The following is a 24,915-nucleotide window of genomic DNA, read 5'->3' on the forward strand; positions in this document are numbered from 1 at the left end:
GTGCGTTCAGCTTCTTGTTCGGTGGAAGAAACGGTTCAGGCCCCGGGCGGGCGCGGCCTGATCGCCCGCATGGGCCTGGTGGTGGGTGGTGATCAGCAAGGTGGCGAGCTTGTCCACGGCCTGCACATAGGGCTCGCGCTGCAGCCGGCTGGGCAGCAGCTGGCCCTGGTTGACGGCCTGGACCAGTTCGCGCCGGCGCTCGGGAATGGTGGCCAGCAGCGGCAGCTGCAGTTGCCTGGCGATCTGCGGGGCCTCCAGCTCCAGCTGGCTGTCGTGCCGGCTGACGATGAGCTGCACGCGCTCGCGATCGACCTTTTGCTCGTCGAGCTGGCGCAGCAGCTCGGTGGTGGAGACCACGCTGGCCACGCTCTGGTCGCAGACCACCCAGATCTGGCTGGCGCGCAGCGCCACGCGCATGGCCAGCTGCGTGGGCACAACGGCCCCCAGGTCGGCCACGATGTGGCGGAAGTACTGGCGCAGGCGCAGCAGCAGCGCGTCGGCATCGGCATAGGAGACGTCGCGCAGGCGGGCGGGCTGGCGCGGCAGCGTGAGCAGGCGCAGGCCGCTTTCATGGCGGGCCAGCCCAGTCGATGCCAGGCGCCGGTCGAAGCGGCGCAGGTTGTTGACGGCCTCGATGAAGTCGAAGTCGCCCAGCGTGCCCAGGTACAGCCCGCAGTCGCCGCTGGGAAAGCCCAGGTCGATGAGCAGGCCGTCCAGCGTCTCGTTGCTGATCTCGCGGGGCGTGGCGTCCTTGCCCGGCACGGCCGTCGTGCCATGCAGGCGCTTTTGCAGGTACCAGGCCAGGTGCGATGCCATGAGGCTGCTGCCCAGGCCGGCGCGGGCCGACATGATGGCGGTCAGCGGCGCGTTGGGCATGCCCGAGGCCGACGGGGGCACGCGCTTGATCAGATCGATCACCGTCTGGTGCGCGGCCTGCACGGGGCCGTCCACGTCGAGGAAGTCCTGCACCCCGGCGCGCAGCGCGGCCAGCATGCATTGCGGGTACTTGGTGCGGCCCACGGCCAGGCAGGGCAGGTGGGGGTGGGAGATGTGCAGCTGGGAGGCCAGGTGGGCCGCCTCGTCGGTGGACAGCGGGTCGAAATGCACGAGCACGGCATGCGGCATGTAGCGCTGCACCTGCTCGGTGACGTTGTCCTGGAACCGCGCCACATGCAGCCGTGCGCCGTCCAGCATGTGCTGCAGCCAGGCCTGGGCCAGCGAGCTTTCGGGGGTGCCTGCGTGGATGAAGAGCAGCTCCACCTGCAGGTCGTTGTCGAGCGGCTGCGGCGTCGGGCGGGGCGCGGCGGGCGCGGGCATCCTGTCCAGCGGTGACTTGTCCTGCGCGAGCGCATCGGTGCCGGGCTGCGGCTTGCCGGCCAGCGAGGCCGAGGAACGCAGCCCCAGCAGGGTCTCCAGCGAGGTGGGTGAGCCGATGGCCGGCGAGCCTGTGGCGTCCACAGGCGAATCGGTTGCGGTGGGCTTGCTTGTCATGTCGTCAGTACGAGAAGCCGGGTACGGCGGTCTGGGTGCTCATTCCGCCGGCGAGGTAGGGCAGCCAGACCTTGCCGGCGTTGCGCTGCTCGGATTGCGCACCGGGCAGCAGGGCTTCGAGATTGGTGCTGGCGGGAAGCGGGTGGACCAGGCGCGGGGTGACGATGATCACCAGCTCGGACTCTTCCTGCGTGTAGTTGAGGTTCTTGAAGAAGGTGCCCAGGATGGGCAGATCGCCCAGCACCGGCACCTTGCTGACGTTGGAGGTGGTGGCACGGCTGACCAGCCCGCCGATGACGAAGCTCTCGCCATCGGCCAGCTCCACCGAGGTGTCGGCGCGGCGCGTGCGGATGGCGGGCACGGTGACGCCGCTGATGGTCACGCCGCTGTTGAAGTCCAGGTCGCTGGCCTCGGGCGAGACCTTCAGGGCGATGCGATCGTCAGACAGGATGGTGGGCGTCAGCTGCAGCTTGATGCCGAATTCCTTGTACTGGATGGCGATGTTGCCGTCGCGCGCGGGCACCGGGATCGGCAGCTCGCCGCCGGCCAGGAAGCTGGCGTTCTGGCCGGTCTGTGCCAGCAGGGTGGGCCGGGCCAGCACGCGCGCCATGCCATTGCCTTCGAGGATGCTCAGCTGCGTGACGATGCCGGCGCCGCTGAAGGCCTTGCCGAAGGTCATCACCAGGCTCATGGCGCTGGCAATGGCCGACGAGGTGTTGTTGGACACGCCGCCCGAGCCCGTGCCTCCCGTGCCGCCCGAGCCGGTATTGCCCGTTCCCGTTCCTGTCCCCGTGCCGTTGGTATTGGTGCTGATGCTGCCCACCACGCCGGGGCTGAAGCTGCCGAAGCTGAAGCCCTGGTTGTTGCGCCCGCCGCTGTAGATGTTGACGCCGATGCGCTTCATCGCGGATTTCTTGAACTCCACCACCTGCACGTCCACCTGGACGGTGTTGCTCTTGACGTCGATCTGCGAGTTGTCCACCAGCAGCGTCTGGGCGGGCGCGTACTGGCGCAGTTCGGCCACGGCCTGGGCATGTTCTGGAACCGAGGTCAGGCGCTTTTCCAGCAGCAGGTGCTGGCCGCGGACCTGGACCTCCCAGCGCTGGGGTGCGCCACCTTTCTGGGGCCACACCACCAACGTGGTGCTGCCCTGGGCCTTGGGCGTGAGCAGCAGCTCGGTGCCGCCGGAGCCGGAGCCGGCACTGGCGCCGGAGCCCGGCGTGGCGCGCAGCAGTTTCACGTCCAGCACATTGGGGTCGCCCACGGCGATGCGGCCCGGAGTGCTGGCCAGCGGCATCAGGTGCTGGCGTCCGGCCACCAGCTGCAGGGAATCGCCAGAGGGCATGTCCCCGGCGCCGGGGTTGTGCATGCCTTGGACGGCAGCGGTGTCCGCAGGCGCCGACACCGCTGGCGGCAATGCCAGCAAGGCCATGCTGCCGCACAGCGTCCAGACCGCGCGCTGCAGCGGGGTTGCTCCGGCCGTCGAGATGTTCTTGCACTTCATGGCATCTCCCTCTTGTTGTGTGTTTTCAGTAGTTCACCATCTGCACCGCGGCTCCGTTGTGCAGCTCCACGGTGCGTTCGCGCGGGGCCCGCTGCGGCGGCGGCCGCACGGCGGGTGCGAAGGCCGTCATGGGCTGGGCGGCAGGCTTGCGGATGTTCCTGGCGTCGGCGCCGGTGGCCAGGTCCTGCATGCGCAGGCCGGCGAAGGCGCGGTCCGCACCCTCCAGTGCCTGGTCTTTCCGGAGGCGGCCCGCCACCGGCTGCAGTGCGCCGGGCAGGGCGGCGAAGAGCTTGGGATCGGGCACGGACAGGTCGTCCGGGTTGCGCAGCGCCAGGGTGAGCTGGCCGAATTTCTCGGCCAGCGTGAGGCGCTCCACATCGTCCAGCGGCACGGCCAGCACGGCCGATTGCACGTTCTCAGGGCGCTGGCCGGTCTGATCCGCAGCGCTGGCGCGGCGCAGCGACGAGCCTGCCGATTCCTTGTCCTGCTGCGCCTGGCGCTGGACGGCCGACATGGGTGGGCGTTCCACGCTGCCGGAGCCATAGGCCAGCACGCGGCTGCGCGCCAGCAGCAGCCGGGTCTGCGCGTCCACGGGTGCCTGGTCGGACTTGCCGTCCAGCGTGAAGTAGACATCCACGAAGTCGCCGGGGCGCACATGGTGGCCCGCGGCCATCTGTTCCCGGATGGCAATCGCCAGGGCGCGCTGTCCCGGCTCCAGCTGCAGGGCCAGGCCGCTGAGCAGTTGCTGCTCGAACAGCGGGGTGCCCGGGGTGAGCGCCATCAGCGTGGTGCGGCCCAGCACGTCGTCGGTCGCGGCAAAGCTGCCGGGTACGGGGGCGGGCAGCTGGGCCAGCTTCACATCCTCGCTGCCGATGCGCTGGCCTGCGGCAATGGCCTGGGCCACGACCACGACGGCATGCTGCGGCACGGGCTCTGGGGCCGGCTGCGCCGAGGCGGCCGGCGAGGGCTGGGCCACGGGGCGTGCGGGCTGGCTGCCCAGCAGCCAGGCAAGGCCTGCGAGCACGAGGGCCAGCCCAACCAGCAGTCCGGCAAGAATCTTGGTGAGGTTCATGGCTGGGGCTCCTGGTGCAAGTGGGTGGCGACGGTGTTCAGGCATGGGGGCTGCCCTGGCGCTTTCCTGCCATGGCGCAGAGGGTCCGCCAGGGCAGGAAAGCGTCCGGATAGCGCACAGCGGCGGCTTGCGGCGGGGCCGGGCCGTGTGGTGCGTGGCGAGGGGAAAGCGATCTGCATGGGTATCTCCCGTTCAGGCAAGCGGCTGGCTGTGGCGCCAGGCCAGGGCGATGGCCGCAATGGCCATGTAGCCGGCATAGGGAATGGAGCGCTGGGGCTGGCGCGGTCCATCGGTGGCGCCTGCGGGCTGAGACGCAGCGCCCAGGGGTGCCAGGCGGGCCGCCCAGGCCACGGGCAGCCGGGCCTGCAGCCACAGGCCGGTGGGGCTGTGGCTCAGGTGGCGCAATGACAGCACCAGAAGGCCGTGCAGGCCGGCCAGCAGGCTGCCGCCAGTCCAGATCAGCAGCAGGTCGAAGCTCAGCCCGAACCACAGCCCTGCGACCGCGCCGAACTTGACGTCGCCCGCTCCCATCCAGCGCAGTGCATAGAAAGGAAGCAGCACGGCAAACCCCGCCAGCAGTCCGGCCAGCGCGTTCCAGGCCGAGACCTGGAACGGCTGCGCCCCACTGGCCAGCGCCGCCGCGCCTGTGGCCAGGCCGAGCAGCACCATCCAGTTGCGCACGCGCCGGATGCGCAGATCCATGACCGCAATCGTTGCGAGCCATGTGATGCAGACGCACAGCCATAGCGAGGTCCACTCCATCTTCAGGGGGCAAGTCCGTTGAGCTTGGTGGCCAACCGGTTGAACAGTCCGTTCAGATCGGTACCCAGCGCGGTGGCGCCCACGACGATGCCCACGGCAATCAGGCCGGCGATCAGCCCGTATTCGATGGCGGTGGCGCCTTCCTCGTCTTTCCAGAAGTTCTTGATCATTTCGGTCATGGCATGGTCCTTTCGGTTTGCAAAATGCCTTGGCGCCGGGGGCGGAGGCAAGCCCCGCCCGAGCCCGGCCAGATCGCGCCGGAGCCGGCGCTCAGGGAACGAAGCCGGTGAGCTTGGTGGCGATCCGGGTGAACAGCCCATTCAGATTGGTGCCGAGCGCGGTGGCGCCCACCACGATCCCCACGGCGATGAGGCCGGCGATCAAGCCGTACTCGATGGCGGTGGCGCCTTCTTCGTCTTTCCAGAAGTTCTTGATGATGTCGGTCATGGCATCGTCCTTTCGGTTGCAAAAGCCCATCGTTGTCGATGGCGGCGGCTGGCGATGGGCAGAAGCCGGCCGCTGCACGGGAAACCTCACCTGCCGCTTCTCACTTCACCACTGCTGTCGCGAGGCGGTGGTTGGAAAAGCGTCTGAAACGGGGCGCAACTGCTGCTCAAGGCGCAGCTGTATTCGTTGGGGCATGGCGCTGGCGGACAGGGTGGCCACGGCAGCGTCCTGGGGTTCGGGGCGGCTGCGCGAGGGCGCAGGGCCGGGTTGGATGTCGGGGGCAGGGCCGGGCGCGTTCCCGGGCTCGTCCATGGGGGCAGTGCCTGGCGCACCACCACCTGCCGGAATCGGTTTTTGCGGGGTGAACAGCGCGTTCAGCCAATGGTCGGGCGGGTCCTGCGGTAGCAGGCGGCCGGTGGTGCGTGCCAGCCGCAGTTCGTTGATGCGCTGGTCGTAGATGGCGTCGGCCTCGTCCAGCAGCAGGCGCTGCATGTCCAGCTGGGCGTCCAGCACCTGGGCCAGGCTGCCGCGCCCGACTTCGAGCAGGCGGCGGCGCCCCTCGAAGGCGGCGCGCGCCTCGCGCACGGCGTCGGCCAGCTGGCTTTCGCGCTGGCGGCCGGACTGGGTGCGTCCCCAGGCGGCGGAGGCGGTTTCGCGCACCTGGCGGCGCACGGTTTCCTGCTGCGCTTCCTGGGCCTGCAGTTCGTTGATGGCCTTGAGGATGCGGTCGCGCAGCTCGAAGCCGTTGCCGAAGTTCCAGCTCAGCTCCACGCCGTAGCGCGTGCCCTCGGCATAGAGCACGCCGCTGGGGTCGCGCGTGTGGGCCACCACGGCGGCCAGCGTGGGAAAGCGCTGGGACTTGCTGCGGTCCACTTCGGCGCGGGCCTTCTCGATCTGCTGCTCCATCTCCTGCAGCTCGGGGCTGACGGTTTCGGAGGCCTGCAGGGCCGAGTCCTCGTTGGCCGGCATCCATTGCACGGGCACGTTGAGCTGGGGCAGCCAGCCGGGCTGGGGCGTGAAGCCGAAGTAGCGCGTGAAGCGGGCCTGCGCATCCATGCGCTGCGACTCCAGCGCGTGCTGCTGGGCAAGGGCGCCGGCCTGGCGCGAGGCGGCCTGGCGCAGGTCGTTGCGGCCCACGGCGCCCAGTTCGGCGCGGCGCTCCTCGATGCGCGCGAGCTGGCCGATGATGCGCGCCGACTCGGCCGCCACGCGCGCCTTGTCCTCGAAGCGGTGCAGCTCCAGCAGGGCGGTCAGCGCCTCCAGCAGCACGTTCTGGCGCGTGCCGTAGAGCACGCTGCCCTGGGCCGCTTCCTGCGATTCGGCCGAGCGTATGCCCGCGCCGATGGCGCCGCCGTCCAGCAGGGCCATGCGCACTTCGGCGTTGACGGCGGTGTAGGACTCGCGGCCCCGGCGCAGCTTGGCATCGCCCGTGTTGGTGCCCACCTTGAAGGTGGGCCAGCGCGCGCCGCGCGCGGTGTTCACGTCATGCCCGGCCGATTCCAGCGCGGCGCGCGCCTTGCGCACGTCGGGGTATTCGTCGATCAGGGCGTAGAGGGCATCGAGCAGGCGGCGCTGCCCGCCGTCGCTGGCCAGGGTGCCGGGCGTGAGGTGCTGGGCCAGGCGCAGGACCACGGGGTCCGGTGCGGCTGCGGCCGTGTTTGCGGATGCGGGCGCGGCTGCTGCAACCATGCCGATGTCCGTATCAAGGTCCCTGTCCACCGCAGCCACGGGCGCGGCAGCGGCCTGCAGCGCCTGCAGTGCGGACAGGCAGCAGGCAGCGGCCAGCAGCTGGCGCAGCCGGGCGTGGCAGCGGGCGTGCCAGCCCATGGAAGGGGAGGTCGGGCGGCCTGGCATCAGGGCTCCCGGAAGGCTTCGCTCTGGATGCGCAGCACGGGCCGCAGCAAATACCAGATAAAGGGTTCGTGGCCCAGCAGCAGGTCGAGTTCGGCCTGCATGCCGGTGGTGATGCGGTTGTCGGTGCGGCCCACCCAGGGCTGCTCCAGGCTGGCCTGGATGCGGAAGTACGAGGGCGAGTCGGCCAGGTTGGGATCGCGGTCGGCATCGGCCGCCACCAGGGTGACCTGGCCGGGCACCGAGCCGTAGCGCAGGAAGTCGTAGGCCGAGATCTTCACCCGGGTGGCCTGGCCGGGGCGCACATAGCCACGGTCGGCGGGGCTCAGGCGCGCCTCGACGATGACTTCGTCCTTGTCCGGAACGATTTCGAGGATGGGCTCGCCGGGCTTGACCACCCAACCGGCGCCCGAGCTGCGCAGGCCCTTGACGAAGCCGCTGGTGGGCGCCAGCACGGCCGTGCGCGTGCGCTGGGTGCGGGCGCGGACCAGGTCTTCGTTGAGGCTGGCCAGCTCGCGTTCGGTCTGGGCCAGCTCGTCGGAGGCGCGGCGGCGGAAGGCGCCCTGGGTCTCCTGCAGCTTGGCCTGGGCCTGCTCGATCTTGGCGCGGTTGCTGAAAAGCGTCTGGCGCGAGGCGGCCAGCTCGGCCCGCACCTGCTCCAGCGCCCGCTGCTTGTCCAGCACTTCCAGCTGGCCTATCAGCTGCTCGGAGGCGAGCTGGCCGGCAATGGAGGCTTCCTGCTGGTGCAGGCGCAGATTGGTCTCCAGCCCCTCGATGCGCGCCTGCACCTGGGCCACGTCGCCGCGCGCCTGCTGCAGCTGGGCCTGGGCTGCAGCAAGGCTGCCCTGGTGCTCCAGCGCGCGCGCCGAGAAGGCGCCCAGTTCGGCCTGGACCACCTGCGCGTCCAGGTCGGCGGGGAAGGCGGTGCGCTGCAGCGGCCGGCCCTGGCTTTCCGCGCCCAGACGCGCCTTGACGGCCTGGGCCGTGGCCATGCGGGCGGTGAGCTGTTCGAGGTTGAGGCTGTTGCTGCCCAGGTCGATTTCCAGCAGCGGCTGGCCCTGGGTCACGGCCTGGCCTTCGCGCACATGGACGGCGGTGACGATGCCGCCTTCCAGATGCTGCACGGTCTGCACGCGGTCGGAAGGGATGACCTGGCCGCTGGCGACCACCACGTTCTCCACCGGATAGAACAGGCCGGTGACCACCAGGGCGGCGACGGGAATGACGAGCAGCCACTTGCCCCGCGCCAGGGCGGTTCGGCCAGGGCTGGGGGGCGTTGCGCCGGACGCGTCCGCAGGCGGCTGGCCGTGCACGGCCGCCTGCGCTTCGCTCGACTGGCGCAGCACCAGGGGGAGGTCGTCGTAGCGCCCGGCCCTCATGAGGCAAGCTCCTGCGCCACGGCGGGGTGATCGGCATGCGGGGCCGGGTCGGCCGGCGTAGCGGGGGCTGCGGACGCTGCGGGTGCTGTGGGTGCTGCGGGAGCCGCAGGCTCGCGCGCCGAGCCGAACAGCTGGGGCAGCAGCAACTGGGGCGAGCCATGCTCGATGCCGCCGTCGCCGCGCACATGGTAGAGATGCTGGGCCATGGAGGCCACGCGCAGCGAGTGCGTGACGACGATGACCGTGTGCTTGAGCGCAATCTGCCGCAGCGTCTGCAGCAGCGCGGTTTCGCTCTCGAAGTCCAGGTCGTTGCTGGGCTCGTCCAGGATCAGCACCGAGGGGTTACGCAGGAACAGTTGGGCCAGGGCCAGCTTGCGCAGCTCGCCGGCCGACAGGCCCGCGCCGCCTTCGCCCAGCACGGTCTGGTAGCCCTGGGGCAGGCGGCTGATGAAGCCGTGCGCGCCCGAGATCTGGCAGGCGGTGACGATCTTGTGGTCGTCGGCATCGGGGTTGACCATGCGCAGCCCGTCCACGATGGGGCCGCTGAACCAGTACACCTGCTGGGCCAGGCAGCCTATCCAGCGGCCCAGCTCGGCGCGCGGGAACTGGGCCATGTCGTATTCATCGATGAAGATTCGCCCCTGCGTGGGCTGGTAGAGGCCGGCCAGCAGCTTGGCCAGGGTGGACTTGCCGGCGCCGTTGCGCCCCACGATGGCGTGCAGCCCGCCGGGGCCGATCTCCAGCGATGCCTGCTCCAGCGCCACATGGCCGCCCGGGTAGTGAAAGCTTGCCTGGTCCAGGCGCAGCCGGCCCTGGGGGCGGGGCAGGTCCACGGTGTCGGTCATGGCCTCGACGGGTTCCTCCAGCACGGCCTGCAGGCGGCGTGCGGCCTCGTTGGCATGGGCCAGCGAGCGCCAGTTGCTGGCCAGTTGCGAGATGGGGCCCAGCGCCTTGCCCGACAGCAGGTTCACGGCCATCAGGCTGCCGATGCTCATCCACTGCGCATTGATGGCAATGGCGCCCACGGTGATCACGGCAATGGAGAACAGCGTCAGCAGCACGGTGCTGGCCTCGCGTGCGTTCTCCATCTCGCCGTTCTTGCCAAAGCTCTCGGCCAGCCAGCGGTCATAGCCGCTTTGCCAGTTCTGGCGTGCGGCGGCGTCGTAGCCCAGCACCTTGAGCGTGGCGCGGGCATTGCAGATCTCGGCCGTGCCCCGGTCCAGCATGCGGGCCTGGGCGATTTCCTCCACGCGGCCGCTGCGCACCTCGTCGGCCCACCACCAGGCCAGCACGCCCATGATGAGCATGGCCACCAGAATCACCGGCAGCACGGGCCAGGCAATGATGCCGATGACGACCAGGGCCAGCAGGGCCATGGGCAGGTCCAGCAGCGAGGTCGCCAGGCCCCCGGACATGCCCGAGCGCATGGCGCTCACGTCGCGGAACAGCTGCAGCCACTGGCTGGAGGAGCGCTGCTCCAGCGCGGCCAGCGGGTGGCGCAGCATGGAGTGCATCAGCGCCTGGGACACGTCGCGGTCGATCATGGCGCCGGCTTCGCGCAGGGCGCGGGCGCGCCTGCGCCGCAGCCACCATTCCACGCCCAGGAAGAACAGCACGCCCGCCACCATGGCCGTGAGGGTGGCGGTGCCGCCACGCGCAATGACGCGGTTGTAGACCTGCAGCAGGAAGATGGACGGCAGCAGGCCCAGCAGACTGATGGGCAGCGACAGCCAGCCAGCCCGGCGCAGCTGGTGCGCAGCCCGGTCGAAGGACTCGGCGATGGCAGATGCAAAAGCCCCCACCGTCTCCGTTCCCGACGGCATCGCCGTGGCCTTGGCCAACTGACGGGGAAGAAGGTATCGGATCATGTTCTGATGGGCTTAGTAAGCATCTTTACAAAATGTAAAGGTGCTCGTTTCACAAACACTGTAGCGAGTTATATACAGCCCTCTATAAGTTTTATTCAATCAAGAATGCATGTTCATTTGTTTTTGATGTGGATCAAAGCAGGGAGCCTGAATAGACGCTATTAAATGGCCCCCGTGGCCACTGAAACTATCCCGTATGGCATCGGCCGCCAGGGCAAGATTGGTCGTGGCGCGGCCGGCCAACAAAACCGTATCGCCTTTATGGGTTGTTCTCAGCAGCGAGCAAATCAGCTGATTCAGATCGTCATACCAATTGACGTGCAAAAGATCGCCCAAGGCTGCCGCCAGCGGCCTGAGCGGCTCCCCGTACAGCAGCACGCGCCGGGCCTGGGCATCCCGCACCAGCGGCTCCAGGGCCAGCTGCGCAGCGTCGATGCTGGCCTGGCCGGGCTGTATGCCCGCCAGCACGATCAGCCTTCTGCTCACATGAGGAGCGACCGACTGCAGCTGGGAAAATGCAGCCGTCATGGACAGTAAGTGGTTGCTCAGGCTGTGGTCCAGCAGGCAGATTCCACTGGGCAGGAGCTGCGGCTGCCCGGCTCCGATCATGGGCTGCCAATGGGCCAGGGAGGCCTGCACCTGTGCGGGCGCATAGCCCAATGCATGCAGGGCCGCCAGGGCCGCCTGCGCATTGAGTGCCATGTGGTGGCCGTCGGATTGCAGGGAAATGCCCAGGCGCAGGCTGCCCATGCCTATTTGCAGATTTCCATTGTGAAACCCCATTTCACGGACCTGTGCATTGCAATGGGGGCCAAACGTGATCAGGCGCAGTCCCATGCGTTTGGCATGCTCAATAACACTGGGGTTTTCACCTATGTCCTGATCGGTGACCAGCGCACTGCCTTTGTGCATGAGCTGCATGGCTTCAAGCACTTCCTGCAATGCTTCGTATTTTCTTTCACCGGACAGACCGGCCTGTCCGAAGGGCTCGGACTCCCCTGAATGGGGGGTGTTATTTATTGAAAGATTAGTAATAACCAGAATATCTGGGTCAATCAGCGGCAGGTCGCCACGCAGTGCCTGCAATGGCAGCTCCAGCAAGGCGCAGGGCGAGGCCTCGCTCCAATTGATCATCTGCAGCGCCGTGCCCTGGGACAGCAGGGCATCGCCACGCGCGTCTCCCCCGTCCTGCAGGCACTGGCGCATCATGCCCAGGGTGGAGGTCTTACCCACGCAGCCGCTGACGGCGACCACGGGCGACTGGATGCGGCGGCGGGCCGCCTGCGCCAGATTGCGCAGGCCCTCTTCCATATCAGGCACATGCAGCACTGGCACGCCGTGCTCCAGCAGGCCCTGCGGGCTGCTGCTGATCAGCGCCGAGGCGCGCAGCGTGGGCAGGGCCGCAGCCTGCACGCCCAGGGCCATGCCCGCACGCCGCACCAGCACGGCGGCGCCGGGCTGGTGGTGCAGGCGGCTGGCGTCCAATCCCGCGCAACCGGTGCCGCGATCTGTGCCGCTATCGGTGCTGGGTTCTGTGCCGGGCTCCGTCGTGGCATCCAGCCAGCGCCCGCTCATCAGTTCGGCCAGGGAAGCTCTGTCCCAGGACATGGACGGGTACATGGAGCCGGCGGGGGGCGGGAAAGCCGGTTGGCCCGCAGTCTCATCGGCCCGCGACGCGAGGGAGAGTGATGGCGAGGGCGGGGAAGCTTTGGCAGGGCTGTCACCCGCGCTCAGGCCGTGGCCTGCCTGCGCAGGCAGCGCGTCTTCCCCGGATTCGGCCGCGGCATGGCTGGTGGCCGCGCGCAGTGCCTGGGTCAGGGCGTCCAGCAGTTCCAGGCCTGCCAGGCTGGATGCCAGCAGCCAGGCGATTTCGCGCGGGGACTGCAGCACCTGGCGCAGGCTGCCATCGGTAAAGGCTGCATGGCGGCGCCGGGCGGGCGGCAGGTACAGCGCCTGCTCAGGCCAGATGGCGCGCTGGGCCATGCCTTGCAGATGGCGCTGCAGGCTGATCTGCCATTGGCGCAGCAGGTCGGTGGGCTGCGGCTCCAGGCCTGCGTCGAGCTGCAGGCTCTCGACCAGGGCAATGCCTATCCAGCGTGCACAAAGGGCGCCTGCCTTCTCGACACTTTCGCCATCGTCGCCATCGTCGCCATTGCCGTCCCCCATGCCCAGCAGCTGCGGCAGCGCGGCCTGCAGGAAGGCGGCAGGCAGGGCCGCCGTGTCGGGCAGGGCGCTGCGCGCCGCGCGCAGCGTGGGGCTGTCGCTGGTGGGGGGGCGCGAGCTTGCATAGACATGCATGGCCAGCTCGGCCCAGGTCAGCATGGGCTGGCCGGAGCGGGGTGTGCCGGCTTCAGCGGCATTGGCGGCAGCGGCGGCAGCCTTGGTGGTGCTGGCCGAAGCGGCAGCCATGGACAGCAGGCTTTCCGCCAGCGGGTCCATCAGCGCCGGAATGCGGGCGCGGGCCTGGCTGTCGGCTCCCGGCCCCAGGACAAAGCTGTTGCGCAGGTGGCGGGCCAGCACCAGCATGGCCAGCGCGCTGGGCAGGCAGTCGCCGGGCAGTGGCTGCAGCCGTTGCTCCACATGGTCCACGGCCAGCGCAATGGCCTGCGCCAGCGCGGCGCTGCCCGCATGGCGCTGGGCCTGCAGCAGGGCGTAGGTCACGCCCAGGTGGTCGCAGACATCCCCGCAACCGGGCCAGCTTCCGTCCTTGCCCTGCTGCGCCAAAAGTTGCTGCAGCGCAGCGTGCACGGGTACGAGGTGGGGCCAAAGGCGCTGCTCGGGCGGGTCGGTGCGCGGCACGGCCAGGGCGGGCTGCTCCCCGCTGATATAGATGCCGCGCAGGTGCAGCAGCAGGCAGGGCGGGTGCAGGGGCCGTTGGGCGCTGCCTGTTTCACTGCCCAGCGGGTGCGGATCTGGCAGCAGGGGCTGCAGCAGCTGCGCACGCTCCAGGCTGGCATCAGCCAGGGCCAGGGAGCGCATGGGCGCCTGGGTCCAGGCGCTGCAGTCCGGCAGCGGACTGTCCGCCTTCAGGGGCGTGATGTCCTGCGCCCAGTCGATGCGCAGATCGACCTCGTCACGCTTGCGGGCCCAGGCCCATTGGCGCACGCGTGTCGCACCCTCGCGCCAGGCAGCCTCCAGCGTGGTGGCGCGCACGTGGAAGACGGAGGCAACCTTGTTCTCGGCCGACACCGTGAAGAAAAGAATGCAGCCGGGGTAGGGTTCGGGCAGCAGCACCATGTGCCGTGCCAGGTACTCCAGGCCATTTGCCAATTGCTGCGACAACATGCTCTCGGCCTCGGTCAGGGTCATTGGGAGGCTGCTCTTCCCGTGGGGACGGGACGCCGGGCCGCGGTGCACCGACCGCGTGCGGATCTGTTCCTTCATGGCGGCCCGGCGGCAGGCGGATGCGGAGCGCGGCGGCTCAGCGGTAGTCGAATTCCACGCGCCGGTTGCGCTGGTGGGCTTCTTCGCTCGTGCCTTCGTCGGCCAGCCGCTCCTTGCCGTAGCTGACGGACTCCACGCGGGCCGGGTTCACGCCCAGCAGCTGCAGGCTGTTGCGCACCGCGTCGGCACGCTTTTGGCCGAGCGCCAGGTTGTATTCGATGCCGCCGCGCCTGTCGGTATGGCCGCGCAGCATCACCGAGCGGCCGGGATTGCTGCGCAGCCACTGCGCATGGCTTTCCACGATGGCCCGGTCGCTGTTGCGGATGGTGTAGGCGTCGAAGTCGAAGTAGACGATGTGGGCGACGTTGGCGGGCCCGCGCTGGTCGGCCTGCGTGGTGGCCACCACGGGCGCGACGCCGGAGCTTGCCGGCGCTGGTGCCGGGGCCTTGCCGAAGGCGTAGTGGTGCTCGGAACGCTGCGTGCTGGTGGTGGCGGTGGATCCGCAGGCGGCCAGCCCTGCGGCCAGCAGCACGATGGTGCACAGCCTGAAAGTGTGTGACATGGAGGATCTCCTGGGACGTGCGCCGCCACCGTGGGGCGGCGGCGCAGGGGATGGATGCGGCGCCCGCAGGCGCCGCGGCCGCTCAGAGCAGGGTGTTGTGGTGCAGTTGCTGCGTCAGCACGCTGGCTGCTGCATCGGCCGTGCTGCTGGCATGGCTGCTGATGGAGGTGGCAATCGGATCCAGCTCGGCGACCGAGGCCGCTGCCGCGTGCGATGTGCCACCCAGCAGGCCACCGAGCAGCCCGCCGCCGGACGATCCCCCAGCAGCCCGCCCAGCAGGCCGCCGCCGCTGCTGCCGCCACCCAGCAGGCCGCTGACGATGCCGTTGTTGCCGGCCACCGTGTTGACCACGCCGCTGACGATTCCGTTGTCGCCGGCCACGGTGTTCACCAGCCCGCTGACGACACCGTTGTCGCCCGCCACGGTATTGACCACGCCGCTGACGATTCCGTTGTCGCCGGCCACGGTGTTCACCAGCCCGCTGACGACACCGTTGTCGCCCGCCACGGTATTGACCACGCCGCTGACGATGCCGCTGCCACCGGCCACGGTGTCGAGCACGCCGCTGACGATGCCGTTGTTGCCTGCCACCGTGTCCAGAACGCCGCTGACGATGCCGTTGTCACCGGCCACGGTGTTGAGCACCCCGCCGACGACGCCGTTGTCGCCCGTCACGGTGTTCAGCAGGCCACCGACCAGGCCCGATCCGCCCGTGAGGCCACCCAGCAGGCCGCCGTCACCGCCCAGCAGTCCGCCAACGATGCCGTTGTCGCCCACCACCGTGTCGAGCAGGCCGCCGACCAGGCCGGAGCCACCCGTCAGACCGCCCGTCAGACCGCCAGTGAGGCCGCCCAGCAGGCCGCCGTCGCCGCCCAGCAGTCCGCCAACGATGCCGTTGTCGCCCACTACCGTATCGAGCAGGCCGCCGACCAGGCCGGAGCCGCCCGTCAGTCCGCCCGTGAGGCCACCCAGCAGGCCGCCGTCGCCACCCAGCAGACCGCCGACCAGGCCGTCATCGCCGAGCACGCCACCCAGCAAGCCGCCGTCGCCGCCGACCACACCACCCAGCAGGCCATCGCCGCCGGTCAGGCCGGCCAGCACGCCGTTGACGGTGCCGATCACCGGCTGCAGTGCCTGGCCCGGGACCTGCGTCAGACCGTTGGCCAGGTCCGTCACCACACCCAGCGGACCACCGTTGACCTGGGTCACGCTTTCCACCAGGCCCGTGACCACGGACAGTGCGCCGGTGCCGGGGTCGATCAGCGCATCCAGTACCTGGCCCACAGGGGCGCCGGCCGTGCCGCCGAGCAGGTCGCCAACGGTGTTTTGCACCGTGGTGACAAGGCCGTCGCCGCTGCCTGTGCCGCCGCCCGGAACCAGGCCGCCCAGCAGGCCGCCGACCAGGCCGTCTTCGCCAAGCACGCCACCCAGCAGGCCACCATCGCCGCCCAGCAGGCCGCCGACGAGGCCTTCATCGCCAAGCACGCCACCCAGCAGGCCGCCGTCGCCGCCCAGCAGACCGCCAACCAGGCCGTCATCGCCAAGCACGCCACCCAGCAGGCCACCGTCGCCACCCAGCAGGCCGCCAACCAGGCCATCATCGCCAAGCACGCCGCCCAGCAAGCCACCGTCGCCGCCAAGCACGCCCCCCAGCAGGCCGCCATCGCCACCCAGCAGACCGCTGACCAGCTCGCCAATGCCGCCTTCACCCAGGCCGCTGCCCAGGCCGGCAATCAGGCCGTTGAGGGTGCCGATCACCGGCTGCAGGGCCTGGCCGTCCACCTGGGTCAGGCCGTTGACCAGTTCGGTCAGCACGCCCAGGGGGCCGCCGTCCACGCTGGTCAGGCCTTCCAGCAGGCCGGTCACGACCGAGGCCGTTCCATCGGTGGGATTGGCCAGCGCATCCAGCAGTTGGCCCACAGGGGCTGCGACGGTGCCGCCGAGCAGGCCGTCCACCACGTCCTGGACCGTGGTGACCAGGCCGTCGCCGCTACCACCGCCCGTGCCGCCGGGGATCAGGCCGCCCAGCAGGCCGTCCACCAGCTCGCCGATGCCGCCCTCGCCCAGTCCGCTGCCCAGGCCGGCAATCAGGCCGTTGAGGGTGCCGATCACCGGCTGCAGTGCCTGGCCATCGACCTGGGTCAGGCCATTGACCAGTTCGGTCAGCACGCCCAGGGGGCCGCCGTCCACGCTGGTCAGGCCTTCCAGCAGGCCGGTGACGACCGAGGCCGTGCCATCGGTGGGATTGGCCAGCGCGTCCAGCAGCTGGCCCACAGGGGCTGCGACGGTGCCGCCGAGCAGGCCGTACACCACATCCTGCACCGTGGTGACCAGGCCTTCGCCCGTGCCGCCACCCGTGCCGCCACCGGGCACCAGGCCGCCCAGCAGGCTGCCGACCAGTCCGCCCAGCCCATCTTCGCCCAGGCCGTTGCCCAGACCTGCAATCAGCTCGTTGAGCGTGCCGATCACCGGGGCCAGGCCTTCGCCGTCCACCTGGGTCAGGCCGTTGACCAGCTCGGTGAGCACACCCAGCGGGCCGCCCTCGACATTGGTCAGGTTCTCCAGCGCGCCGGTCACGGTGGACAGCAGTCCGTCCGTGGGATTGGTCAGCGCATCGAGCAACTGGCCCACGGGGGCCGCCACGGTGCCGCCCAGCAGGCCGTCCACGACGTCCTGCACGGAGGTGACCACGCCGCTGTCCGGCGTGCCGGGAGGATTGCCCGTTCCGCCGCCCACCAGGCCGCCCAGCAGTCCGCCCACGCCGGCCAGCAGGCTGCCCAGCGCACCGTCTTCGTCGAGCAGGCCGCCGAGCACGTTGTCCACTACCGTACCGATGGAGCCGCCGGAACCCGCTTCGTCCAGGCCCTTGAGCAGCTCATTGAGCGTGCTGATAAGGGGCTCCAGGCCCTGATTCTGGATATTGACCAGGCCGTCCACCAGCTCGGTCAGCACGCCCAGCGGCCCGCCATTGGTGCTGGTCAGGCTCTCCAGCAGGCCTGTCACCCCGGACAGCGTGCCGTTGCCGGGATTGACCAGCGTATCGATCAGGTTGCCCACCGGACCGGCGACCGTGCCGCCCGACAGTGCGCCCACCACGTCCTGCACTGAGGTGATCAGGCCATGGCCGTCCGTGGGATCCGTCGGATTGGTGGGGTCCGTGGGATTGGTCGGGTTCGTCGGGTTCGTCGGATCCGTGGGATTGGTGGGGTTGGTCGGGTTCGTAGGATCCGTGGGGTTGGTCGGATTGGTCGGATTGGTCGGGTTCGTGGGATTGGTCGGGTTCGTGGGATCCGTGGGGTTGGTCGGATTGGTGGGGTTCGTAGGATTGGTGGGGTTCGTGGGATCCGTGGGGTTGGTCGGATTGGTCGGGTTCGTAGGGTTGGTTGGGTTCGTGGGATCCGTGGGGTTGGTCGGATTCGTCGGGTTGGTCGGGTTCGTCGGGTTGGTGGGCTCCGTGGGATTGGTCGGATTGGTTGGGTTCGTGGGGTTGGTCGGATTCGTGGGATCCGTGGGGTTGGTCGGATTGGTCGGGTTCGTTGGATTTGTTGGATTGGTGGGGTTGGTCGGGTTCGTAGGATCCGTGGGGTTGGTCGGATTCGTAGGATTGGTCGGATTTGTCGGGTTCGTGGGATTGGTCGGATTCGTGGGGTCCGTCGGATTGGTCGGATTGGTGGGGTTGGTCGGATTCGTGGGATCCGTCGGATTCGTCGGGTTGGTGGGGTCGGTCGGGAGCGGGGGCGCCGGATCGTCGTCGCTGCTGTTGGCTGCTGCGATCAGGCCCACGCCGCCCGCGCCGATCAGGCCGGCCAGCAGGAAGTCGCTGAGCACGGAGCCACCGGCTGCGGCCGCGGCGCTTTCCTTGGTGACGATCAGGCCCAGGGCGTCGCCGTCATTGGCGGGTGCCACCTGGACGTTGCCAGAGGCCAGGTCCAGCACCATGGCCCCTGCGCCGTCGCCGTCGCGCTGGGTCAGCGTGGCCTGCGTGCCGCCCTCGAAGGTACCGACCAGGGTCTGGCCGTCCTTGCCCTGGAACAGCGCCTTGGCGCTGCCGTCGGCGGGCACGATGATCTTGTCGCCCACCTGCAGCGCGCTGCCGGGCTGGGCCATCAGGGTTTCTCCGTTGCGCACGATCTGCACGCCCGGGCTGACCTGGGACATCGTGGCGGGACCGGCGCCCCGGGGCATGAGCACCGCAGCCGCGCCGGGCTGCGTGTTCGATGTGCCCAGCTGTGCAAGCACAACGGTGGAGGGCTGCTGGTCAGCAAACTGCACGGGGCTGACGGTGGTGTTGCCAGTGGGCTGCATCGATTGGGCGGTCATTTGCTCTCTCCAGACAAGGGTTGAAACGACAAGGTCAGACGGTGGCTTGGAAGCCGTGAAATCTGTCGAGCCCTTTTGTGCAACATGCATGCCATGTGCCGGTGGCAGGTCTGGATGGCCTAGGAATCTTCCTAAGATATTGATTTGTATGGTTTTTGTTATTGATCACAATGTCTCAGCAACGGTCTGTTACGGCACACGTTACGTAACGCCGCCCGGTCCGCTCCGTTACCTCGGAGCTGGCTTTGCGCCGTGTTTCATGGCCCTTGTCTCAAGGACCCATGCAGCGGGGCAAGGTGGCTTTCGCCTATAAAATCGCTGGCTTTTGGCTGCAGGCGCATATCGGCGTGTGCAAGAAGCCCAAAAGCGAACAGGCCCGTCTTCCAACTTTCATTGCGTAGAGAGCGCCCATATGCTGATTTCGTCCAGAGTTCCGTCGCGAGTGCCGGGTCGTACCTATTTGCGGATAGCCCGACCTGTGGCCATTGCCGCCTTCAGCCTGGGGGCCGCTTTGTGCGGGGCGTTTGCCCATGCGTCGCAGGAGGCGGTGGACGAGGTCTCCCGGCTGCTGGAGCAGGGCAAGGCGCCCCAGGCCGCCAAGCAGGCCGAGGCCTACCTCAAGCAGAACCCGGCCGATGTGCAGATGCGCTTTCTGCAGGGCGTGATCGCGGCGGAGCAGCGGCAGAACGCCCAGGCCATCAAGATCTTCACGGCGCTGACCCGTGATTACCCCAGCCTGCCCGAGCCCTACAACAACCTGGCCGTGCTCTACGCCGCCGAGGGCCAGGAGCGCAAGGCCTCGGAAGTGCTGGAGCAGGCCATTCGCACCAACCCCAGCTACGCCACGGCGCATGAGAACCTGGGCGACCTGTATGCGCGCATGGCCAGCGATGCCTATGCCAAGGCCCTGCAGCTGGACGGATCGCGCCAGGCCATCCAGCCCAAGCTGGCCCTGATCACGCAGATCTTCCCCAAGCAGGGCGGCGCCCAGGTCAAGACGGCCCAGGCCACGACAACGGCAACGGCCGCCTCGACCAAGGTGGCCGATGCCAAGGCAGCCCAGGCACGCGAAGCCGACGCCAAGCTGGCCGAGACCCGCGCCGCCGAAGCCAAGGCCGCAGAGGCCAAGGCTGCCGAATTCAAGGCCGCTGAAGTGAAGGCCGCCGACGCCAAGGCCGCCCAGGCCAAGGCGGCGGAAGCCAAGGCTGCAGAAGCGAAGGCTGCCGAGGCCAAGGCTGCAGAAGCCAAGCTGGCCCAGGCCAAGGCGGCGGAAGCCAAGGCGGCAGAGGCCAAGCTGGCCCAGGAAAAGACAGCTCAGGCAGCTCAGGCCGCACAGGACAAGGCCCGCGCGGCCGAGGAAGCCAGGCAGGCAGCGGCCAAGGCCGCTGCTCCGGCCACCGCAGCCGCCGCCACCGCCGTGGCCGCCGCCGAGCCTGCCAAGGCAGCGCCTGCCGTCGATGAGAAGAAGGCCGCACAATCGGCTGCCGCGCAGGAAGTGGAAGCCGCCGTCAAGGCCTGGTCCACCGCATGGGCCGGCCAGGACATGGACCGCTACCTGGACGCCTACAGCGACCACTTCTCCCCGGCCGATGGCAGCAGCCTGGCCAAGTGGAAGGAACAGCGCCGCCAGCGCATCGTTGGCCGCACCGCCATCGTCGTCAATGTGCGCGACCTGAAGGTGACCGTGGATGGCGACAAGGCCACGGCCCAGTTCCGCCAGTACTACGCATCGGGCGCGCTCAAGACCACTACCCGCAAGACCCTGCGCATGCAGCGCGAAAAGGGACAATGGCGCATCACCCATGAAGGAACCGGCTCCTGATGCCTGAAAAAGCGCGTCCCCTGGCACTGCCACCCACCGGCCTGCTGCGCCTGCATGCGCGGGCCGCCGGGGTGGCCGTGCTGCTGGTCGCGCTGTCCGCGGTGTCCTTCAGCCCGGTGGCCCATGCCAAGCAGGCCAAGGCCAAGGCCTCCAAAACGGCAGCTGCCAAGCCTGTCTCCTCCAAGCCTGCCTCCGGCAAGGCGGGCGCAGCCAGGCTGCGCGCGGCATCGGGCAAGCCCGCCCTGGCCGCCGCTGCGGTGGCCACGGCGGGCGGTGCCGCTGCCGCAGCAGCCACCCATGCCAAGGCCGCCGCCCCCGCACAGCAAAGCCAGGCGGAGGCCCGCCTGCTGGCCATCATCCGCCAGGTGGAGCAGCGGGATCTGGACGGCGCGCTGAAGGCCGCCGGTGATCTCACCGCCGAGGTTCCCAATTTCCGCGCAGCCCAGCTGGTGTATGCCGACCTGCTGCGCTTCAAGACCGGCCGTGCCGGCGAGGTGCTGGCGGGCACGCCCGTCGCCGCCTCCTCCGCTCCCGGCCATCCGGGCCAGGGCGTGCTGGTGCGGCACAACCTGTCCGTGGGCAGTGTCGCGCGGCTGGAAGGCCCGGCCAGTCCCACGCAGGCCCAGCTGCAGGATCTGCAAAACGAACTCAAGCGCCGCCTGCAGGCCGACAGCGGCGCGCCGCCTGCAGGATCCGTTCCCGGCGAGTTCCTGATGCTGGGCGCGTCGGTACGGCATGCGATTGCCATCGACGCCAGCAAGTCACGGCTGTACCTGTTCGCCCATGAGGCGGGCGGGCTGCGGCTGGTGGGGGATTTCTATGTCTCCGTGGGCAAGCTGGGCACGGACAAATGGCAGGAAGGCGACCAGCGCACGCCGCTGGGCATCTACTTCGTGGGCCGCCACATCCCTGGACCCCGGCTGCCGGAGTTCTATGGCAAGGGCGCGCTCACGGTCAACTTTCCCAACGACTGGGACAAGGCCGTGGGCCGCTCGGGCAGCGGCATCTGGCTGCATGGCTCGCCGCCCGACCAGTTCTCGCGCGCGCCCGAGGCCAGCGATGGCTGCCTGGTGCTGGCCAACCCCGACCTCACCTTGCTCATGCAGACCGTGGACCGGCAGACGCCGGTGCTGATCCGCGAGAAGCTGCAGTGGGTGGCCCCCAAGGCCCATGCCCAGCAGAAGGCGGCAGATGCCTTTGTGCGTGTCGTCGAGGAATGGAAGAGCGCCTGGGACGGGGCCGACCCGCGCAAGCTGGCCGCGCTCTACGCGCCGGACCTGCTGCAGTCGCCCGCCTCGCGCGCATCGCAGGAACGGCTGGCCGCCTACCTGAACCGCCCCGGCGTGACGCTGCAGGACCTGTCCATCTATTCCTGGAAAGATGCCAAGGGAGAGATCCGCGTGGTCAACCTGCGCGCCAGCAGCAAGGCCTTCGCCGAAGGCCTGCCGCTGCGCCAGTACTGGCGCAAGACGGGCGGGCGCTGGCAGCTCTTTTCCGAAGACGTGATGGGCTGAACCGGGCCGAGTCCGGTTGCTCCCGATAGCGCCCGATAGCGTCCGATAGCGCCCGATAGCGCCAGGCGGGGCCCGGCCGGCTCAGGTGGTCTCGTTCTTGCGGTTGCTGTCGAACCGCCGCTCCGCATCGAACAGATGCTGTATCAGCACATGCGAGGTCATGTTCACGCCGATCCCGCCAATCATGGCCGGCAGCAGGTACAGCGCCGTGGACAGCTCCGAGACGAAGATGGCGTTGTCCGACAGCGACGGCGTCTGCCGGGCCGCCGATGCCAGGCTTTGCAGCAGGTAGACATCCACCCCCGCCATGGCCACCAGGGCCAGCCCGAACAGCAGTACCGTGGTGCGCGAGATGCTGCGCTTGGCCAGCAGGGCCGCGTAGATGGCGCAGGGAAGAACGACCGAGAAAACCACCAGGCTCCAGAATCTGGCTTCGGTGAAGACGGTGGTGCTGATGCGCAGGGCGTTCATCGGTGCGGTCCTTTGGGCGCCCAATATGCCGTGCTTGCGTAAACGCCCGGTGAACGGCAGGCAAACCAGCGGTTCCACATGCAACCAGCCGCGCCGGGCAGCGGCAGCCGACTGCAGGAATCACAAGATCAGGTCTGCCGCACCAGGTAGGCGGGCAGCTGCGTCTCAGGCAGCACGGCCAGCACCTTGAGCTGCAGCTGGGCGCGCTTGCGCGCCTGGGCCAGATAGTCCTGCAGCGCCTGTGCGGCCCGCTCATACTCCCCCTCCCACAAGGCATCGACGATCTGCCGGCAGTTCTCGGTCAGCGGCGGGTTGGGCGATTGCGGAAACATGCGGCAGAAGGTGCTGTGGATCAGCCAGGGCATCTGGCACTGCTGCAGCATGCCCACCAGCTTGTCGTTGGGGTGCCGGGCCAGGAAGTCGCCATGCAGGTGCTGCTCGACTCGTTGTTCCAGGCGCTGTTCCAGGCGCAATGGTTCCTGCGTGTCCAGAACACCTGGCGCCGTCGCGCCTTGCAGGCCGTGGCGCAGACTGGCGAGCATGTCCCTGTCCAGGCGCGGCCCGCTTTCGCGCAGCGCTGCGGGCGCCAGCAAGGCGAGCAGCTCGAAGTCCTGATTCACCGCGCGTGCCGTCAGCGCGGCCACACGCCAGGCGGCGTAGGTGCTTTTCTCCACCAGCCCTCTATCTACCAGCCGGCTCAGCACCTCGCGCAGGGCCACGCGGTTGACGTTGAAGTGGTCCATGGCGGCGCTCTCATCGATCTGAAAGCGCCCGAAGATCATGGCGATGGAGATGGACTGCTCCAGCTCGTCGTGGATGCGCTCGCTCTCCGATGGAATGTGGATCGTGGCCTGGCCCGCCTCCAGGCCCAGGGCCTGCGCGTCCAGCGTCAGGCGCTGGGGCTGCACGGCCTGCCCGGGCCGGGCGACCAGGTAGCCGCGTCCGTCGAAGGTGCTCAGCAGCCCTTCGGCATGCAGCAGCTCGAAGGCCTTGCGCACGGGAATGCGGCTGGTGCCGAAGACCTTGGCCACCGGCCCCTCCAGCAGCACCAGGCCGGGCGCCACCCGCTGCTCGACGATGGCCTGGCGCAGGCGCTGGCGTATCAGTTCATAGCGCAGCCGGCGCTCGGAATCGCCAGATTCGCCGCTCTCGCCGGTCTCTTCGTCCCGCGCAGTCTGCGTGGATGCTTGTATGGCTCTTCTCATTCCTGCTTCATCTGCGTGTGCGTGTGCGTGTGCGTGTGCCGCCGCCAGCGGGGGCCGTCATCGGGCAGGACTATAAGGCGCGCGCACGGCGCAGCAGCGTGGCCCACTGGCGCACCAGGTAGTTGTGCTCGTCCATGACGGTGTTCCAGACGGCGATGCGGCCCAGGCGCTGCTCGTAGGAGCCGCCGTCGCGCACGCTGCCGCGCGGGACCACGAGCTGGCCGTCGGTGCCCTGCAGGTCTTCGGCGGCGGGCAGGCCGGCGTACCAGTAGTCCCATTCGCTGGCGCTCAGGTGCTCGCGCGTGCGCAGCGGGTTGGAGATGTAGTAGCCCTGCCGCGCCATCGCGGCACCGGGCCAGCCGGATTGCCACCAGTTCAGGTAGCGGTAGGCGGCGTCCAGCGTGTCGCCCCTGGCCTGGCTGGAGATGCCCAGGCCGCCGTACCAGGCGCGGTAGCCTTCGCGCGGACAGGCCAGCCGGTAGTCCAGCCCCGCCGCGCGGTAGTGGCCCATGGCCGGCGACCAGTGGCTCTGGATGGCAACGCCTGCATCGATCATCAGCCGTGCCGCATCGGCGTAGTTGCCCCAGAAGCCCCTGAACTGCTCGGACTCCTGCCGCTGCAGCAGCACGGCCATCATCCGGTCGATTTCCTCCAGCCCCAGGTTGCTGATGTCGCCGAAACGCATGTCGCCGCTGGCCTGCAGGGCAAGGGCCGCGTCCAGCGCGCCGATGGCGGCATCGGCCTGCAGCGCAGCGCGCCCTCGGCAGGCGGGGGAGACCAGCCAGGACCAGCTTTCCTCGGCCTGGTCGAACAGCGCGGGCAGGGCGGCGGGCAGGTAGACAAAGCTGTCGACGTTGTGCGTGAGCGGCAGCATGGAAATATGCGCGCTGGGCACATCGCTGACGCTGCCATCGGCCTGCACATACAGGCGCGTGACAGGATTGCAGCCCGCGCCAAAGGCCGCCTGCGGCGTGATGCGGCCGGTGCGGGGCAGGGCGTTGACCTCGTCCCAACAGGTCAGGCGTGCCGTGTCGATGGGCTGCAGGGTGCCGGTGGGCCACAGGAAATCCACGCTGTGGAACCACTGGTCGTACAGGTCGAAGCTGTCCTGGCGCATCACGGCCTGGCGCTGGGCGTCGAAGCCGTCCAGCACCTCGAAATGGATGCGTATGCCCAGGTCCTGCTGCGCACGCTGGCGCAGGGCTTCGGTCAGCGTCACCGAGGTGCCGAGGACACGCAGTTCGGGATCGTTCTTGCGCATGT

The 24,915-nt window shown here is 69.1% G+C and carries 17 protein-coding genes; 2 read left to right on the plus strand and 15 right to left on the minus strand.

The window, feature by feature from the left end:
- Positions 1-6: 6 nt before the first annotated feature.
- The 12 genes from CLV01_RS09735 to CLV01_RS09790 all read right to left on the minus strand — a co-directional run bounded on the left by CLV01_RS09735 (position 7) and on the right by CLV01_RS09790 (position 18,640).
- A complete protein-coding gene (locus CLV01_RS09735) occupies positions 7-1,491 on the minus strand; it encodes an AAA family ATPase (protein WP_013803754.1) in 1,485 nt (494 codons plus the stop codon).
- Positions 1,492-1,495: 4 nt separating this feature from the next.
- The gene (locus CLV01_RS09740; protein WP_043823921.1) at positions 1,496-2,995 is read right to left on the minus strand and encodes a type II and III secretion system protein family protein; all 1,500 of its coding nucleotides are present in this window, start codon (positions 2,993-2,995) and stop codon (positions 1,496-1,498) included.
- A gap of 25 nt (positions 2,996-3,020) precedes the next feature.
- Positions 3,021-4,067 carry a Flp pilus assembly protein CpaB gene (cpaB, locus tag CLV01_RS09745; protein ID WP_099734426.1) on the minus strand — a complete coding sequence of 349 codons (1,047 nt, stop codon included), beginning with the start codon at positions 4,065-4,067 and terminating at the stop codon, positions 3,021-3,023.
- A gap of 192 nt (positions 4,068-4,259) precedes the next feature.
- Positions 4,260-4,829, minus strand: a complete 570-nt coding sequence (locus CLV01_RS09750) for an A24 family peptidase (RefSeq protein WP_099734425.1) — start codon at positions 4,827-4,829, stop codon at positions 4,260-4,262.
- Between the two features lie 2 nt (positions 4,830-4,831).
- Positions 4,832-5,008, minus strand: coding sequence for a Flp family type IVb pilin (locus tag CLV01_RS09755; protein WP_012203998.1), 177 nt, complete (start codon positions 5,006-5,008; stop codon positions 4,832-4,834).
- Between the two features lie 91 nt (positions 5,009-5,099).
- The gene (locus tag CLV01_RS09760; protein WP_013803749.1) at positions 5,100-5,276 is read right to left on the minus strand and encodes a Flp family type IVb pilin; all 177 of its coding nucleotides are present in this window, start codon (positions 5,274-5,276) and stop codon (positions 5,100-5,102) included.
- Between the two features lie 105 nt (positions 5,277-5,381).
- Positions 5,382-7,130: a TolC family protein gene (locus CLV01_RS09765; RefSeq protein ID WP_099734424.1), complete on the minus strand. Its 1,749-nt coding sequence runs from the start codon at positions 7,128-7,130 to the stop codon at positions 5,382-5,384.
- Positions 7,130-8,506: an HlyD family type I secretion periplasmic adaptor subunit gene (locus CLV01_RS09770; protein WP_099734423.1), complete on the minus strand. Its 1,377-nt coding sequence runs from the start codon at positions 8,504-8,506 to the stop codon at positions 7,130-7,132. Before CLV01_RS09770 ends, CLV01_RS09765 begins: the two co-directional genes overlap by 1 nt.
- Positions 8,503-10,374: a peptidase domain-containing ABC transporter gene (locus CLV01_RS09775; RefSeq protein WP_099734422.1), complete on the minus strand. Its 1,872-nt coding sequence runs from the start codon at positions 10,372-10,374 to the stop codon at positions 8,503-8,505. The genes CLV01_RS09770 and CLV01_RS09775 overlap by 4 nt, the downstream gene beginning before the upstream one ends.
- A gap of 99 nt (positions 10,375-10,473) precedes the next feature.
- Positions 10,474-13,683, minus strand: a complete 3,210-nt coding sequence (locus CLV01_RS09780; protein ID WP_257221251.1) for a Mur ligase — start codon at positions 13,681-13,683, stop codon at positions 10,474-10,476.
- Between the two features lie 112 nt (positions 13,684-13,795).
- Positions 13,796-14,320, minus strand: coding sequence for an OmpA family protein (locus CLV01_RS09785; RefSeq protein ID WP_012204004.1), 525 nt, complete (start codon positions 14,318-14,320; stop codon positions 13,796-13,798).
- Positions 14,321-14,434: 114 nt separating this feature from the next.
- Positions 14,435-18,640 carry a hypothetical protein gene (locus CLV01_RS09790; RefSeq protein ID WP_257221252.1) on the minus strand — a complete coding sequence of 1,402 codons (4,206 nt, stop codon included), beginning with the start codon at positions 18,638-18,640 and terminating at the stop codon, positions 14,435-14,437.
- Between the two features lie 547 nt (positions 18,641-19,187).
- Here CLV01_RS09790 and CLV01_RS09795 point away from each other — a divergent pair.
- Both CLV01_RS09795 and CLV01_RS09800 read left to right on the plus strand, forming a co-directional pair.
- Positions 19,188-20,462, plus strand: coding sequence for a L,D-transpeptidase Cds6 family protein (locus CLV01_RS09795; RefSeq protein WP_373681044.1), 1,275 nt, complete (start codon positions 19,188-19,190; stop codon positions 20,460-20,462).
- A complete protein-coding gene (locus tag CLV01_RS09800) occupies positions 20,462-21,976 on the plus strand; it encodes a L,D-transpeptidase family protein (protein WP_099734419.1) in 1,515 nt (504 codons plus the stop codon). Before CLV01_RS09795 ends, CLV01_RS09800 begins: the two co-directional genes overlap by 1 nt.
- 81 nt (positions 21,977-22,057) lie before the next feature.
- On the opposite strand, the gene CLV01_RS09805 is transcribed toward CLV01_RS09800, so the two are convergent.
- From CLV01_RS09805 to CLV01_RS09815, 3 genes are all read right to left on the minus strand, one after another.
- Positions 22,058-22,447, minus strand: a complete 390-nt coding sequence (locus CLV01_RS09805; RefSeq protein ID WP_013803741.1) for a hypothetical protein — start codon at positions 22,445-22,447, stop codon at positions 22,058-22,060.
- A 128-nt stretch (positions 22,448-22,575) separates the two neighbouring features.
- Positions 22,576-23,652 carry a GntR family transcriptional regulator gene (locus tag CLV01_RS09810; protein WP_099734418.1) on the minus strand — a complete coding sequence of 359 codons (1,077 nt, stop codon included), beginning with the start codon at positions 23,650-23,652 and terminating at the stop codon, positions 22,576-22,578.
- 70 nt (positions 23,653-23,722) lie between these two features.
- A complete protein-coding gene (locus CLV01_RS09815) occupies positions 23,723-24,913 on the minus strand; it encodes an ABC transporter substrate-binding protein (RefSeq protein WP_013803739.1) in 1,191 nt (396 codons plus the stop codon).
- Between the last annotated feature and the right edge of the window lie 2 nt (positions 24,914-24,915).

It is taken from the genome of Delftia sp. 60 (genome assembly GCF_002754395.1).
GTDB lineage: Bacteria > Pseudomonadota > Gammaproteobacteria > Burkholderiales > Burkholderiaceae_C > Comamonas > Comamonas acidovorans.